Here is a 15,708-nt window from a genome sequence, read left to right as displayed (position 1 = left end):
CCTCTCAATCATGATATTGAGGCCGTCTGAATCATTCAATATTCAGCCGACAACCATCGGCACTCTCTTCACAAGGAATACCCATGAAAAGCCCACGCCGCCGCGCACGCGAGCTTGCCGTACAAGCCATTTATCAAGCAGGCATCAACAAAACCGCCGCTCCTGAAATCGCTAAAAACATCCACGAACTGTCCCAAACATCCAATATGGATGAAGAGCTGTTCAACAAACTGTTTTTCGGCGCACAAACCCATGCCGAAGAATACATGGAAAAAATCAGCCCCCTGCTCGACCGCGACGAAAAAGACCTCAGCCCTATCGAACGCGCCGTTTTGCTGGTTGCCTGCCATGAGCTGAGCACTATGCCTGAGACCCCCTATCCTGTCATCATCAACGAAGCCATCGAAGTTACTAAAACTTTCGGCGGTACCGATGGCCATAAATTCGTCAACGGCATCCTCGACCAACTGGCTTCCCGTATCCGCCCTGACGAACCGCGCCGCAAAGGCTAAGATTGACTTCACATCAGGTCAAAATTACTGATCTTTGCCCTGTTTAGGCTCATCTGCTTATACAGCCAAACCATCAAAAAGGCCGTCTGAAATTCAGACGGCCTTTGTTTATTTCTCATCTGTGAGCGTTTCATAGCCGGGACAGTTTTGTTTATTGCTGTTTTTTGCCCAGGTAATACCGCTGTCGTTGTAATAAACGGTACAGGTTTCATTAGCGTTGGTTTCTTTATTGGGTTCAGCCTTCAAAATATAACCTGAATCGGAAGGATTAGGCATAGAAGCCGTACCTTCGGAAAAACTAATATTGAAATATTGATTCTGCTGTAAATTTTCATCAGAAAACCCTTCAAATGTACTTTTTTGAGTGTAGTAGCGTTCGAGCTGTTGGGCGTTATGCAGCATCTGCGTGCGGACGGCGGCAAGGCGCGTTTGGCGGATGTAGTTTTGATAAGACGGATATGCGATGGTAGCAAGAATGGCTGCAATCACAATGACTATCAGCAGCTCGATAAGCGTGAAGCCTTGTTGATGTTTCATTGTATTTATGTCGTGAATAATTAGAATAAGACGTGGATATTATAGTATTTCTTGCGGCTTAAATGTTCAGATTCGGAGGGAGTTTGGGAATTTATGTAAATGAGGTGCAAGTTCTGAAAAATGTTTCCAGCCCTTTATTTTCTATTTCAATAAGTTAAACTTCAATTTAAACCGACCGTCTCTTGGTTGGCCTTGGTCTTTACAGTAAAATCCAGTTGTTTTTTTGTTTCTATCAATACATTTGTTGCTTGTCTGCGACGTTATTTTATTGAATTGGTTCCTTTTATATGTCTAAAGTTTTCAAGTGGGCGGCCGGTACGGCTGTTATCGTGGCTGCGGCTTTCGGCGGCTGGTCTTTGATGAAGCCTGAGCCTCAGTCTTCTTTTATTACGGAAGTGGTCAAACGCGGCGATATCCGTCAAACCGTATCGGCAACCGGCGAAATCTCGCCTTCCAATTTGGTATCCGTAGGCGCGGAAGCTTCGGGTCAGATTAAAAAATTGTATGTGAAACTGGGCCAACAAGTGAAAAAAGGCGATTTGATTGCAGAAATCGACTCAACCAATCAGCTCAATACCTTAAATACCGAAAAATCCAAACTGGAAACTTATCAGGCAAAATTGGTTTCTGCCGAAATTGCGCTTTCCAGTGCGGAGAAAAAATATAAACGCGAACTTGCCTTATGGAAAGAACAGGCCACTTCCAAAGAAGATTTGGAATCTGCACAAGACTCTTTAGCCGCAGCCAAAGCCAATGTCGCCGAACTGAAGGCCTCCATCAAACAATCCAAAATCTCCATCAATACAGCCGAATCCGAACTGGGACACACGCGGATTACCGCCACCATGGACGGCACCGTAGTCGCCATTCCTGTTGAGGAAGGCCAATCCGTCAATGCGGCGCAATCTACGCCGACCATTATCCAACTGGCCAATCTGGAAACCATGTTAAACAAAATGCAGATTGCCGAAGGCGATATTACTAAAGTCAAAGCCGGTCAGGATATTTCGTTCACCATTTTGTCCGAACCGGACACCCCGATTAAAGCGAAATTGGACAGCGTCGACCCCGGCCTGACCACCATGTCTTTGGGCAGCTACACCAGCAGCACGGACACGACTTCCAATGCGATTTACTACTATGCCCGCGCCTTGGTGCCAAATTCCGACGGCAAACTTTCCATCGGCATGACCACTCAAAACACGATTGAAATCAACGGCGTGAAAAACGTCTTACTGGTACCGACACTGACTGTGAAAAAGCATAACGGCAAATCCTATGTCAGCATTTTGGGCGCAGACAATAAAGCGGTAGAACGCGAAGTAACCGTCGGTTTGAAAGACAGCATGAATACCGAAATCAAAAGCGGCTTGAAAGAAGGCGAAAAAGTGATCGTTTCTGAAATGAGCGCAGATGAAAAGAATAAGAGCAGCGAACGCGCGATGATGGGTGGCGGCCCTCCTCGCTGATTGATTAAGGCCGTCTGAAAGGTTTGGCTGTGTTTCAGACGGCCTTAGTTCCTGTATTTCTATTTTTCGCCCGGAAAGATTATGAATTTAATCGAATGTAAGAATATCAACCGTTTTTTCGGTAGCGGTGAAAACCGTGTGCACGTATTGAAAGATGTCAGCCTTTCTATTGAGAAAGGCGACTTTGTGGCAATTATCGGCCAGTCCGGCTCAGGCAAATCGACGCTGATGAATATCTTGGGCTGTCTGGATACCGCTACCTCCGGCTCTTATCAAATCGACGGCATCGAAACATCGAAAATGCAGCCGGATGAGCTGGCGGCTTTGCGCCGTGAGCGTTTCGGCTTTATTTTCCAGCGTTACAACCTGTTAAGCTCGCTGACTGCCCGAGACAACGTCGCCCTGCCTGCCGTATATATGGGCATGGACAGCAAAGAGCGCGCGGAACGTGCGGAAAAACTGTTGGGCGATTTGGGCTTACAAAATAAAGAAGGCAACAAACCCAGCGAACTTTCCGGCGGTCAGCAACAACGCGTTTCGATTGCCCGCGCGTTGATGAACGGCGGCGAAATCATTTTTGCCGACGAGCCGACCGGCGCATTGGATACCGCCAGCGGTAAAAACGTGATGGAAATCATCCACAAGCTGCACGAAGACGGGCATACCGTTATTATGGTCACCCACGATCCGGGCATTGCGGCAAACGCAAACCGCGTCATCGAAATCCGCGACGGTCAGATTATTTCAGACACGTCTAAAAATCCGGATATTCCGCCAAGCAAAGTGGAGAGGATTAAAGAAAAAGCTTCCTGGTCGTTTTATTACGATCAATTTATGGAAGCATTCAAAATGTCTGTGCAGGCAATTATGGCGCACAAAATGCGTTCGCTGCTGACCATGCTGGGGATTATCATCGGTATCGCTTCGGTGGTATCGGTAGTGGCCTTGGGTAATGGCTCGCAACAAAAAATCTTGGAAGACATCAACTCGATGGGCACAAACACCATCAGCATCTTCCCCGGCCGTGGTTTTGGTGACCGCCGCAGCGGACGAATCAAGACACTGACGATTAATGACGCAAAAGCCATCAGCCAACAAAGCTACGTCGCCTCCGCCACCCCTCAAACCAACTCCAGCGGCACCTTGACCTACCGCAACACCGACCTGACTGCCTCGCTTTACGGCGTAGGCGAACAATATTTCGACGTGCGCGGTTTGAAATTGGAAGAAGGCCGTCTGTTTGATGATGACGATGTAAAAAACGATGCCCAAGTCGTCGTTATCGACCAAAACACCAAAACCAAACTCTTCGGCGAAGGCGTCAATCCTTTAGGCAAAACCATCCTCTTCAAAAAACGCCCGCTAACCGTCATCGGCATTATGAAAAAGGATGACAACTCATTCGGCAATTCCGACTCACTGATGCTTTGGTCGCCTTATACAACGGTTATGCACCAAATTACCGGCGAAAGCCATACCAATTCCATCGTTGTCAAAATCAAAGACGATGCCAACACGCAAGTTGCCGAAAAAAGCCTGACCGAGTTGCTGAAAGCACGCCACGGTACAGAAGACTTCTTTATGAACAACAGCGACAGCATCAAAGAAATGGTTGAAAGCACGACCGGCACCATGACGCTGCTGATTTCTTCCATCGCAGTCATCTCTTTGGTGGTCGGCGGCATCGGCGTGATGAACATCATGTTGGTTTCCGTTACCGAGCGCACCAAAGAAATCGGCGTGCGCATGGCAATCGGCGCGCGGCGCAACAATATTTTGCAGCAGTTTCTGATTGAAGCCGTTTTAATCTGCATCATCGGCGGCCTGTCGGGCGTATTGTTGTCCGCAAGCATCAGCCTGGTGTTCAACTATTTTGTCACCGATTTCCCGATGAGCATTTCCATGGCTTCCGTCATCGGCGCAGTCGTCTGCTCCACCGCCATCGGCGTCGCATTCGGCTTTATGCCTGCCAACAAGGCTTCCAAGCTCAACCCGATTGATGCCTTAGCTCAAGATTGATTATGTTTCAGACGGCCTATTATCTTGGGGCCGTCTGAAATGCTGTTCCCCGAAAGATTTTTTATGAAGACGAAACCTTTTTCCCAAGTAGCCTTATCATTGGCTGTTGCCCTTGCCCTAAGTGCGTGCGCCGCACCTAAAGCCAATCCGAATCTAACACTGGAAGCAACCGGCCAAGTCATGAGCGCAGCGGAAACTGCCGAACGCTACGATGTAAACGGCAACTGGTGGGAAATCTACCAAAGCCCGCAGCTTAATGCGCTGATGGAGCAGGCGCTGGCGAACAATATCGATTTGAAACAGGCGGCCATCAGCGTCAACAAGGCTTTGTACCAAGCCAATATTTTGGGTGCGGATTTGGTACCTTCGTTCAGCGGCTCGTTGGGTGCGAATGCTTCTAAAAACCTGAAAACCGGCAGCCACGGCAATACCTTCAGCAGCCAGCTTGGCTTAAGCTACGAATTGGATTTGTGGCGCAAACTCAGCGCCACTGCCGATGCGCAGGTATGGGAATACCAAGCCACACATGAGGACATGGCCAACACACGCCTGACTTTGATTAATAATGTTGCCGATGCCTATTTCAATATCGCCTACCTGAACGAAGCCATTGAGTTGGCGCAAAAATCGCTGAAGCAATATCAGGAAATCAACCGCATTGCGAATGCCAAGTTCCGCTACGGTCGTGCCGACTCAAGCCAGCCGACCCAAGCCAAACAGTCATTGCTGAGCGCGGAAAACAGCCTGTTGTCTTTGCAAAACAATTTGGATACGCAAAAACAGGTTTTGCGTAATTTGTTGAATTTAAGGCCGTCTGAAAACATGGCCGCCGATCCGGCACAATTCCGCCTACTGCCGGTCAAAGGTGTGAACTTGGACGTACCGATTACCGTTTTGGCCAACCGCCCCGATCTGCGCGCCGCCGAATACCGCCTGCAAGCGTCGCAACAATCGGTCAACGCGCAAAAACGCAGTTGGTATCCGTCGATTACTTTGGGCGCAAGTTTGAGTACGTCTTCCGATAAAGCGAAAAGTACGTTCAATATCCCCATGTTGGGCGGCTCGGCCACCATCAATCTGCCTTTCCTTAACTGGCAGACCATGAAATGGAAAGACAAAACCGTACAAGCGGAGATGGACAGTGCCAAGCTGAATTTTGAAAAAGCCCTGACCACCGCGCTTAACGAGGTCAACACCAACTACCTTGCCTACAAAAACGCGCAGGCCAGTCTTGCCAATCAGGAACAACGTTATCAGTTGGACAAGAAAAACAGCCATTACTATCAAGTACGCTACCAACACGGTAAAAACGAGTTGAAAGACTGGCTGGAGGCTTTGAATTCAGAATACAGCTCGGCTCAAAACCTGCTGAACCAACGCTATGAAGCCTTAAAATACGAAAATATGGTGTATAAAGCCATGGCGGGACGTTATACGCCGAAATAGCATTTTCAGACGGCCTTTGGTTAATTTCCGTCAAAGGCCGTCTGAAAAACATTCAAGCAACTGAATTTTCATATATAATCGCGCGTTTATTTGATTTTATCCGGACAACATTATGGCCTTCGCCTCTCTCTTTACGCTTTTGGACGACATCACCGCCGTTTTGGACGACGTAGCGATGATGACCAAAGTCGCCGCCAAAAAAACTGCCGGCGTGGTTGGTGACGATTTGGCGCTCAACGCCAATCAGGTAACCGGCGTATCCGCCGAGCGCGAATTGCCGATTATTTGGGCGGTGGCAAAAGGCTCTCTGGTCAACAAGCTGATTCTGGTGCCGCTTGCGCTGTTGCTTTCCGCTTTCCTGCCTGCGCTGATTACGCCCTTGCTGATGATCGGCGGTGTTTATTTGTGTTTTGAAGGCGTGGAAAAACTGTTGCACAAATTTCTGCACCGCAATGAACACGAAGACGGACACGATGCCGAGCCTGAAGTCACAGACGAAAAAACAAAAGTAAAAGGCGCGGTCCGTACAGATTTCATCCTCTCCGCCGAAATCATCATTATCGCGCTGGGTGTTGTTGAAAAATATGACCTGATGACGCGTTCTTTGGTTATGGCTGCCATCGGTGTCGGCATGACTGCATTGGTCTATGGTTTGGTCGGCATCATCGTCAAACTTGACGACCTCGGTATGATGTTGATGCGCCAAAAAAGCGCCGCCGTACAAGGCATCGGACGCGGTTTGATTTCATTTATGCCTTGGTTTATGCGTGGCTTGAGCATTGTCGGCACGCTGGCGATGTTCTTGGTCGGCGGCGGACTAATCGCCCACAACCTTGGCTTTTTGCACGATTTCCTCCACGCGCAGCATTGGGACAGCGGCATGATGGAACATATCGCCAATCTGGTGGTCGGAGTAGCCGCCGGTGCCTTAGCTTGCGCAATCGTCCTGCCTGCAATGAAATTGTTTCAAAAAGATTGATTTTGTTTCCCTGCCGTCTGAAAACTTTTCAGACGGCCTCAATACCATTTAAAGCATGAATATTTTCCGTAAACTCGAACAATACTGGCAACACCCGCTGCTGTACTGGCCGCTGGTTATCTTGATTGCCGCCGCAACGCCGTTCACTTTCGCCCCGTATTATCATTTCTGGCTGATGCCGCTGTTGTTTGGCGCACTGATACGCCTGATTGAATTGCGGCCGCGCTTTGCCGTCATGACTGCCTATCTGTTCGGATTAATCGGTTATACAGCGCAGTTTTATTGGATACACACTGCCTTGCATGATGTTTCGGGGCTGCCGGATTCATACGCCATCCCCCTCACCTTCCTGCTGCCGGCATTTCTTGCGCTTTATCCGGCCATCTGTTTTTGGGTGTGGAGAAAATGCAACCTGGCTCGCTGGGCCAAAACCGGCCTCCTGCTGCCGATTTTGTGGACGCTGGCAGAATTTGCCCGCGAACGCTTCCTGACCGGATTCGGCTGGGGCGCCATCGGTTATTCCCAAATCATCAAAGACAGCCCGTTGGCAGGCTTCGCGCCGTTGGGCGGCATTCATATGGTTACGCTGGCAACCGCTTTCCTCAGCGCATGGCTGGTGTTGCTGATTGACAACCACGGCCGTCTGAAACACCGCCTTCTGGCCTTATTCCTTATCGTTGCGCTCTGCTCCGTCGGCTACATTTCCCAACAAACCGAATACACCCGCCCCGACGGCAGCACCAGCACCGTCGCCCTGATTCAAGGCAATATCGAACAAAATCTGAAATGGAAAGAAGAGCAAATCATTCCGACCATTCAGAAATACTACGAACAAATCAGCAAAACCAGTGCCGACATCGTCATCCTGCCTGAAACCGCCCTGCCGCTGATGCGCCAGGACCTGCCCGAAGGCATCTTGGAACAATTCGCCGAACAGGCACAAAGCAACGGCAGCGCATTGGCCATCGGCATCAGCCAATATACGCCCGACGGCAACGGCTACGAAAATGCCGTCATCAATTTGAGCGACTATCACAACAGCACTTCCGACACCATCCCCTACTACGCCAAGAACCACCTCGTTCCATTTGGTGAATACAAGCCATTGCCCATCATTACCGAGCGCCTCTATAAAATGATGGATATGCCTTTGGCTGACTTCCAAAAAGGCGGCGACAACCAAGCGCCTTTGACAATGAAAGATCAAAAAGTCGCCTTCAATATCTGCTATGAAGACGGTTTCGGCGACGAACTCATCGCAACAGCCAAACGCTCCACCCTGCTTGCCAACATCAGCAATATGGCGTGGTACGGCAAATCCAATGCCATGTACCAGCAGCTTCAACAGTCCCAAGCACGCGCAATGGAGCTGGGCCGCTACATGGTTCGCGCCACCAATACCGGCGCAACCGCCATTATTTCCCCTAAAGGCACGATTGTTGCCGAAGCCCAGCCGGATACAGAAACCGTCCTCGAAGGCCACGTCAAAGGCTACATCGGCGAAACGCCTTACATGAAAGCAGGCGGCTCAACCTGGCTTATCAGTATTTTGGCCACCATCAGCGTATTCCTTATCCTGATTGGCCGGAAGAAACCAGAATAAAATTTTTAAGGCCTTGTTATACAAGGTCTTTTTTATTGCTAAAACTATTTACATACAGAAATGTTTGTAATATACTTAGCCAAAACCTAGCAAATCACTCAAATTTTCTAAGACAATCAACCCTTGCGATTTAAGCAGTAAAAACTATTGAATCTATCGTTAATTTACAGAAAAAATCCAACCCATAACAAAACAAACCACAGGCAGTGTTATACTGCTTGTCACACAATAAACAAAAAGCCGTCTTCAGACGGCTCAATCAAGGAGAGCATCCTTTATGAATAAAGCTTTTGCATTACCCGTTATCCACAGCGGCAACGGTAGCCTCGAGCAATACATTCATACAGTCAACAGCATTCCCATGCTGACTGCCGAAGAAGAAACGCAACTGGCCGAACGTCAACAAAAAGGCGACCTCAACGCCGCCAAACAGCTTATTCTGTCCCATCTTCGCGTCGTCGTATCCATTGCACGCGGTTACGACGGCTACGGCCTCAACCAAGCCGACCTGATTCAAGAAGGCAATATCGGCCTGATGAAAGCCGTCAAACGCTACGAACCAAGTCGCGGCGCGCGCCTGTTTTCGTTTGCCGTGCATTGGATTAAAGCCGAAATCCACGAATTCATTTTGCGCAACTGGCGTTTGGTCCGCGTTGCCACAACCAAATCGCAGCGCAAACTGTTCTTCAACCTGCGCAGCATGCGTAAAAACCTGAATGCCTTGTCTCCAAAAGAAGCGCAAGAAATCGCCGACGATTTGGGCGTCAAATTGTCCGAAGTCTTGGAAATGGAACAACGCATGACCGGCCACGACATCGGCATCATGGCAGAAAACAACGATGACGAGGACAACTTCGCCCCTATCGACTGGTTGGCCGACCACGATGCAGAGCCTAGCCGTCAGTTGTCCAAACAAGCCCACTACGCCCTGCAAACCGAAGGTCTGCAAAACGCCTTGGCGCAACTGGACGACCGCAGCCGCCGTATCGTTGAAAGCCGCTGGTTGCAAGACGATGGCGGTTTGACCCTGCACGAATTGGCTGCCGAATACGGCGTATCTGCCGAACGCATCCGCCAAATCGAAGCCAAAGCCATGCAAAAACTGCGCGGTTTCTTGGCAGAAGAAGCAGAAGCCGTTTAAGCCTTTCTTGATAAAAAGGCCGTCTGAATCTTTTCAGACGGCCTTTTCGATGGCAAACCTCATCGTATCTTATCCCCCCAACACATTCATTTTAAAGCCCACTTAAGCTATAATAGCCACCACACACACTACCCGGTCATACCATAACCATGCAACTTACCGTCGTCGGACTCAACCACCAAACCGCGCCCTTGAGCATACGCGAAAAACTGGCATTTGCTGCTGCAAATTTGCCGGATGCCGTATCCAACCTCGCGCGCAGCGAGGCGGCGGAAGAAGCAGTCATTCTTTCTACCTGCAACCGTACCGAGCTTTATTGCGTCGGCGAATCCGAAAAAATCATCAACTGGTTGGCAAAATATCACAATCTGCCTGTCGAAGAAATCCGCCCCTACCTCTATACCCTAGATAACAACGAAACCGTCCGCCACGCCTTCCGCGTCGCCTGCGGCTTGGATTCCATGGTCTTGGGCGAACCGCAAATTCTCGGTCAAATCAAAGATGCCGTCCGCGTTGCGCAAGAACAAGAAAGCATCAATACCCACTTAAACGCCCTGTTTCAAAAAACCTTTGCCGTTGCCAAAGAAGTGCGCACCGATACCGCTGTCGGCGAAAACTCCGTCTCCATGGCTTCCGCATCGGTCAAAATGGCAGAACAAATCTTCCCTTCCATTTCCGACCTTAACGTCCTCTTTATCGGCGCAGGCGAAATGATCGAGCTGGTGGCCACTTATTTTGCCGCCAAAAATCCCAAGCTCATCACCGTTGCCAACCGTACACACCAGCGTGCGCAGGAATTGTGCGACAAACTCAGCGTCAACGCCGAAGCCTGCCTGCTGAATGAATTGCCCGATATTCTTCATGATTACGACGTGGTTGTTTCTTCCACCGCCAGCCAACTGCCCCTCGTCGGCAAAGGCATGGTCGAACGCGCATTGAAAAAGCGCCACAACATGCCTGTTTTCCTGCTGGATTTGGCCGTTCCGCGCGACATTGAAGCCGAAGTCGGCGAATTGGAAGACGCATATCTCTATACCGTGGACGACATGATGGATATTGTCCAAAGCGGTAAAGACGCGCGCAAAAAGGCAGCGGCGGCGGCTGAAAGCATGGTGGAAGAAAAGGTCAGCGAATTTATCCGCCAGCAGAAAAACCGCCAAAGCGTTCCGCTTATCCGTGCCTTACGCGACGAAGGCGAACGCGCACGCCGCCAAGTGCTGGAAAATGCCATGAAACAACTGGCAAAAGGAGTGTCCGCCGAAGATGTCCTCGAACGCCTCTCCATTCAGTTGACCAACAAACTGCTCCACTCTCCGACACGCACGCTCAATAAAGCGGGCTCGGACAACAGCGAATTAATCGATGCCGTAGCGCAGATCTACCATTTGGATCAACATGACTGACCACAATTTAAAGGCCGTCTGAAAGAAGCGAACCGACCGACAGGTCATATTCCAAAGCTTTCAGACGGCCTTCAAACAATAAAATCCCAATTATCATTTTTTCATTTAAAATGAAATGCTTGAAAAAAAACCGTTAAAGTGTAAAAATCCTACCTTATACATTTAAACAGCATTCAAACAATAAAACTGCCTGCCGGCTCAAACGCATGCCGACAATACGATAGGCACCGGCAAAAGGAACTTTCGTGAATATTAAAACAAACACATATCTGGCCCTTGCTGTCCTCTCAGCATCCCTTCTTTCAGGTTGCGACAAAGTCAGCACCTTTTTCGGTAAAGAAGAAAGCAAAGAACTCGTCCAACGCATAGAAACCAATACCGATGACGGTAAGGTCGGTATGCTGTTGCCCGATTTCGCCCAATTGGTACAAAACGAAGGACAGGCCGTCGTCAATATTCAAGCAACTCCGGCAAAACGCACTACAACACCGGATGACGACCACAGCATGGATCTGAGCCAATTCCCCGACAACGACCCGTTTTACGAGTTCTTCAAACGCCTCGTTCCCAATATGCCCGACATGCCTCAAGAAGAGGCCGAAAGCGATGATTTGAATTTCGGCTCCGGCTTCATCATCAGCAAAGACGGCTATATCCTGACCAATACCCACGTGGTTGCCGGCATGGGCAACATCAAAGTCCTGCTCAACGACAAACGCGAATACACGGCCAAACTGGTCGGCTCAGACGCCCAATCCGACGTTGCCCTCTTAAAAATCGAGCCGCAAGAAGACTTGCCGGTTGTCAAAATCGGCAATCCGAAAGATTTGAAACCGGGCGAATGGGTAGCCGCCATCGGCGCGCCTTTCGGCTTTGACAACAGCGTAACTTCAGGCATCGTCTCCGCCAAAGGCCGCAGCCTGCCGAATGAAAACTACACGCCGTTCATCCAAACCGACGTTGCCATCAACCCCGGCAATTCAGGCGGCCCGTTATTCAACCTCCGCGGCCAAGTAGTCGGCATCAACTCGCAAATTTACAGCCGCAGCGGCGGTTTCATGGGTATTTCGTTTGCCATTCCGATTGATGTTGCCATGAATGTGGCCGACCAATTGAAAGCCAACGGCAAAGTCCAACGCGGCCAATTGGGCGTGGTTATCCAAGAAGTTTCTTACGATTTGGCCAAATCTTTCGGTTTGGACAAAGCAAGCGGCGCGTTGATTGCCAAAATCATGCCGAACAGCGCAGCGCAACAAGCCGGTTTGCAAGTTGGCGATATTGTCCGCAGCGTAAACGGAGAAGAAGTCCGCGCTTCCAGCGATTTGCCGGTCATGGTCGGCTCGATGATGCCGGGTAAAGAAGTTACTTTGAGCATTTGGCGCGGCGGCAAACAAACCGATGTCAAAGTCAAACTTGGCAGCGCAGCCGAACAAACGGAAACATCGGCCAAAGAAACCGAACAGCCGCAACACGAAGGCGGCCATGACGGCTTTGCCGTTGAAAACGCAGGCCTGACTTTGCAGGTTGAAAACGCAGACGGCAAACAACGCTTGATCGTTCTGCGCGTTAGCGGTGCGGCCGAACGTGCCGGCCTCAAACGCGGCGACGAAATCATTGCCGTCAGCCAAATCAGCGTCAATGACGAATCCACCTTCCGCAGCGCCTTGGAAAGCGCAGGCAAAAACGTACCGCTTCTGGTGCAACGCGACGGCAATACCTTGTTCCTCGCACTCAATCTGCAATAGCAAGATTTTCAGACGGCATGATGATGCGTTAAATGATAAAATACCCATCTGTCAGAGGCGGTGGGTATTTTGTTATCCGTCTTCCAGTTTAGGCCGTCTGAAAATATTTCACCGCTTATATACAATATAATTATGCAACTTATTAATTATTCGAATTCTATTTTATCCATTGTTCCGGCAGCCATCGCGCTTGCCCTGGCCATTGCTACGCGCCGTGTATTGCTGTCCTTGGGTGTCGGCATTATCGTCGGCTCATTCCTGCTGGTAGGCGGTAATCCACTTGATGCCTTGATTCACTTAAAAGACATGGCTGTCAGCCTGACTTGGTCGGATGGCGATTGGTCTTTGGGCAAACCAAAAATCCTGCTCTTTTTGGTGCTTTTGGGGATTTTCACTTCCCTGCTGACACATTCCGGCAGTAACCAAGCATTTGCCGATTGGGCAAAACAGCACATCAAAGGCCGTCGCGGTGCGAAGCTGCTGACCGCCTGTCTGGTATTCGTTACCTTTATTGACGACTATTTCCACAGTCTTGCCGTCGGTGCGATTGCCCGCCCTGTAACCGACAAATTCAAAGTTTCCCGCGCCAAACTGGCTTATATCCTAGACTCCACTGCCGCACCGATGTGCGTTTTGATGCCGGTATCAAGCTGGGGCGCATCGATTATCGCTACTTTGGCCGGCCTTTTGGTAACTTACAACATTACAGACTACACGCCAATGGGCGCATTCGTGGCCATGAGCCTGATGAATTACTACGCCGTCTTCGCATTGATTATGGTGTTTGTCGTGGCTTGGTTCTCCTTCGATATCGGCTCCATGGCCAGTTTGGAACGCGCCGCTTTAAATGAAATTCATGATGAAACCGTTGAAACAGGCCATCCCAACGGCCGTGTATTTGCACTGATTGTGCCGGTTTTGGTACTGATCGTCGCCACGGTTTCCGCCATGATTTACACTGGCGCGCAAGCTTCTGAAACCTTCTCTTTACTCAGCGCATTTGAAAATACCGATGTAAACACTTCCCTCGTGTTCGGCGGCACTTGCGGCGTCTTGGCCGTCATCCTCTGCACCATCGGTACCATCAAAACCAGCGATTATCCTAAAGCCATTTGGCAGGGCATCATCTCTATGCGAGGCGCCATTACCATCTTGATTTTGGCATGGATCATCAGCACCGTTGTCAGCGAGATGCACACCGGCGAATACCTCTCCACATTGGTGGCAGACAATATCCACGCAGGCTTCCTGCCCGTGATTTTGTTTATGCTCGCAGGCGTGATGGCCTTCGCTACCGGCACAAGCTGGGGCACATTCGGCATCATGTTACCGATTGCCGCCGCCATGGCCGTCAAAGTCGAACCTTCGCTGATTATCCCTTGCATGTCTGCCGTAATGGCCGGTGCTGTATTTGGCGACCACTGCTCGCCAATTTCCGACACCACTATCCTCTCTTCTACCGGCGCACACTGTAACCACATCGACCACGTTACCTCGCAATTCCCTTACGCGCTGACCGTTGCCGCCTCTGCTGCCTCAGGCTACCTTGCACTGGGCATGACCGGTTCTGCGCCTTTAGGTTTTGTGGTAACCGGCATCGTGATGGTTGTGTTGATTTTGATCTTAAAAGACAAGAAAAAAGCAACTACCTAATTCAAAACCAATATTCAGACGGCCTGAGATATTCCTATACTCTCAGGCCGTCTGAACATAACGATTATCCAATAGATACATTATTCAGGACAAAACAATGAATACGCCTCATCTTCCACGCGGCCCAGTCATGGCCGACGTCGCCGCCTATCATCTGACCGAAGAAGAAAAACAACGCCTGCTCGACCCTGCCGTCGGTGGCGTTATTTTGTTCCGCCGCAACTTTGAAAATGTCTCCCAGCTCAAAGCTTTAGTTCAAGAAATCAAAGCCGTCCGTACACCTGAACTCATCATCGCCGTCGACCACGAAGGCGGACGGGTTCAACGTTTTATTGACGGCTTCACCCGCCTGCCGGCCATGAACGTATTGGGCGAAATTTGGGATAACGAAGGCGAAGAAGCCGCCTGTACCCAAGCAGAACAAGTCGGCTGGGTTTTGGCAACCGAACTCTCCGCCTGCGGTATCGACCTATCCTTTACGCCTGTATTGGATTTGGACTGGGGTCAATGCGCCGTCATCGGCAACCGCAGCTTCCACCGCGATGCCAACATCGTGACCCAGCTTGCCCTTGCCCTGCAAAAAGGCCTGAACAAAGGCGGCATGAAATCTTGCGGCAAACACTTCCCCGGCCACGGCTTTGTTGAAGGCGACAGCCATCACGTCCTGCCTTGCGACGAACGCAGCCGCGAAGAGCTAGAAGCCGCAGACCTTATCCCCTTCCGAGCATTGAGCCAAGCAGGCATGGCCGCAGTCATGCCTGCCCACGTCGTATACCCGCAAACCGACAGCCAACCTGCCGGCTTCTCCGAAAAATGGCTGAAACAAATCCTGCGCCAAGAAATCGGATTTAACGGCGTTATCTTTTCAGACGACCTGACCATGGAAGGCGCATGCGGTGTCGGCAGTATTAAAGAACGCGCCCGCCTTTCTTTTGAAGCAGGCTGCGATATTGTACTGGTGTGCAACCGCCCTGATTTGGTAGATGAATTGCGAGACGGTTTCCACGCACCGGCAAACGCCGACTTGGCAGCACGTTGGCAATACATGGCCAACACATTGACCGTACAAGAAGCTGCCGATATCATGGCAACCGAAGCATTCCAAGCCGCCCAACAAGCAACTGCCAAACTGGCAACACCAAAAGACATCGCAGGCGGTGTCAAAGTCGGCGAAGCATTCTGATTCAAGGCTGTCTGAAAC

At 50.2% G+C, this 15,708-nt stretch carries 12 protein-coding genes; 11 read left to right on the top strand and 1 reads right to left on the bottom strand.

Annotation, left to right across the window (positions count from 1 at the left end; all coding sequences use genetic code 11):
• Positions 1–83: 83 nt before the first annotated feature.
• Positions 84–512, top strand: a complete 429-nt coding sequence (gene nusB, locus CYJ98_RS01005; protein WP_049350952.1) for a transcription antitermination factor NusB — start codon at positions 84–86, stop codon at positions 510–512.
• 108 nt (positions 513–620) lie between these two features.
• Here nusB and CYJ98_RS01000 read toward each other — a convergent pair whose 3' ends face one another.
• Positions 621–1,049 carry a type IV pilin protein gene (locus CYJ98_RS01000; protein ID WP_101755937.1) on the bottom strand — a complete coding sequence of 143 codons (429 nt, stop codon included), beginning with the start codon at positions 1,047–1,049 and terminating at the stop codon, positions 621–623.
• 287 nt (positions 1,050–1,336) lie between these two features.
• Between CYJ98_RS01000 and CYJ98_RS00995 the strand changes: the two genes are divergently transcribed.
• The 10 genes from CYJ98_RS00995 (at position 1,337) to nagZ (ending at position 15,690) form a co-directional block, all read left to right on the top strand.
• Positions 1,337–2,518: an efflux RND transporter periplasmic adaptor subunit gene (locus CYJ98_RS00995; protein WP_101755936.1), complete on the top strand. Its 1,182-nt coding sequence runs from the start codon at positions 1,337–1,339 to the stop codon at positions 2,516–2,518.
• A gap of 81 nt (positions 2,519–2,599) precedes the next feature.
• Positions 2,600–4,537 carry a MacB family efflux pump subunit gene (locus tag CYJ98_RS00990; protein ID WP_101755935.1) on the top strand — a complete coding sequence of 646 codons (1,938 nt, stop codon included), beginning with the start codon at positions 2,600–2,602 and terminating at the stop codon, positions 4,535–4,537.
• A 63-nt stretch (positions 4,538–4,600) separates the two neighbouring features.
• Complete coding sequence (locus CYJ98_RS00985) at positions 4,601–5,983, top strand: TolC family protein (RefSeq protein WP_101755934.1); 1,383 nt, start codon at positions 4,601–4,603, stop codon at positions 5,981–5,983.
• Between the two features lie 112 nt (positions 5,984–6,095).
• Positions 6,096–6,962, top strand: a complete 867-nt coding sequence (locus tag CYJ98_RS00980) for a DUF808 domain-containing protein (RefSeq protein ID WP_070646300.1) — start codon at positions 6,096–6,098, stop codon at positions 6,960–6,962.
• Positions 6,963–7,017: 55 nt separating this feature from the next.
• Positions 7,018–8,565, top strand: a complete 1,548-nt coding sequence (lnt, locus tag CYJ98_RS00975; protein ID WP_101755933.1) for an apolipoprotein N-acyltransferase — start codon at positions 7,018–7,020, stop codon at positions 8,563–8,565.
• Between the two features lie 277 nt (positions 8,566–8,842).
• Positions 8,843–9,706, top strand: coding sequence for an RNA polymerase sigma factor RpoH (gene rpoH, locus CYJ98_RS00970; protein ID WP_101755932.1), 864 nt, complete (start codon positions 8,843–8,845; stop codon positions 9,704–9,706).
• Positions 9,707–9,855: 149 nt separating this feature from the next.
• Positions 9,856–11,109 (top strand): glutamyl-tRNA reductase, encoded by a 1,254-nt coding sequence (gene hemA, locus CYJ98_RS00965; RefSeq protein WP_036493228.1) that lies wholly within the window; start codon positions 9,856–9,858, stop codon positions 11,107–11,109.
• Between the two features lie 245 nt (positions 11,110–11,354).
• Positions 11,355–12,854: a DegQ family serine endoprotease gene (locus CYJ98_RS00960; protein ID WP_101755931.1), complete on the top strand. Its 1,500-nt coding sequence runs from the start codon at positions 11,355–11,357 to the stop codon at positions 12,852–12,854.
• A 132-nt stretch (positions 12,855–12,986) separates the two neighbouring features.
• The gene (locus CYJ98_RS00955) at positions 12,987–14,507 is read left to right on the top strand and encodes a Na+/H+ antiporter NhaC family protein (protein WP_101755930.1); all 1,521 of its coding nucleotides are present in this window, start codon (positions 12,987–12,989) and stop codon (positions 14,505–14,507) included.
• A gap of 97 nt (positions 14,508–14,604) precedes the next feature.
• Positions 14,605–15,690, top strand: coding sequence for a beta-N-acetylhexosaminidase (gene nagZ / locus CYJ98_RS00950; RefSeq protein WP_101755929.1), 1,086 nt, complete (start codon positions 14,605–14,607; stop codon positions 15,688–15,690).
• Positions 15,691–15,708: the final 18 nt, after the last annotated feature.

The sequence above is a fragment of the Neisseria perflava genome (genome assembly GCF_002863305.2).
Classification (GTDB): Bacteria; Pseudomonadota; Gammaproteobacteria; order Burkholderiales; family Neisseriaceae; genus Neisseria; species Neisseria perflava_A.
Note: the sequence above shows the minus strand (reverse complement) of the source record. Positions and strands in the feature narration are given on the sequence as shown.

Bases quoted from the DNA above. Each gene is read 5' to 3' on its own strand.
- nusB (WP_049350952.1), top strand. From the start codon at position 84: ATGAAAAGCCCACGCCGCCGCGCACGCGAGCTTGCCGTACAAGCCATT.
- CYJ98_RS01000 (WP_101755937.1), bottom strand. From the start codon at position 1,049: ATGAAACATCAACAAGGCTTCACGCTTATCGAGCTGCTGATAGTCATT.
- CYJ98_RS00995 (WP_101755936.1), top strand. From the start codon at position 1,337: ATGTCTAAAGTTTTCAAGTGGGCGGCCGGTACGGCTGTTATCGTGGCT.
- CYJ98_RS00990 (WP_101755935.1), top strand. From the start codon at position 2,600: ATGAATTTAATCGAATGTAAGAATATCAACCGTTTTTTCGGTAGCGGT.
- CYJ98_RS00985 (WP_101755934.1), top strand. From the start codon at position 4,601: ATGAAGACGAAACCTTTTTCCCAAGTAGCCTTATCATTGGCTGTTGCC.
- CYJ98_RS00980 (WP_070646300.1), top strand. From the start codon at position 6,096: ATGGCCTTCGCCTCTCTCTTTACGCTTTTGGACGACATCACCGCCGTT.
- lnt (WP_101755933.1), top strand. From the start codon at position 7,018: ATGAATATTTTCCGTAAACTCGAACAATACTGGCAACACCCGCTGCTG.
- rpoH (WP_101755932.1), top strand. From the start codon at position 8,843: ATGAATAAAGCTTTTGCATTACCCGTTATCCACAGCGGCAACGGTAGC.
- hemA (WP_036493228.1), top strand. From the start codon at position 9,856: ATGCAACTTACCGTCGTCGGACTCAACCACCAAACCGCGCCCTTGAGC.
- CYJ98_RS00955 (WP_101755930.1), top strand. From the start codon at position 12,987: ATGCAACTTATTAATTATTCGAATTCTATTTTATCCATTGTTCCGGCA.
- nagZ (WP_101755929.1), top strand. From the start codon at position 14,605: ATGAATACGCCTCATCTTCCACGCGGCCCAGTCATGGCCGACGTCGCC.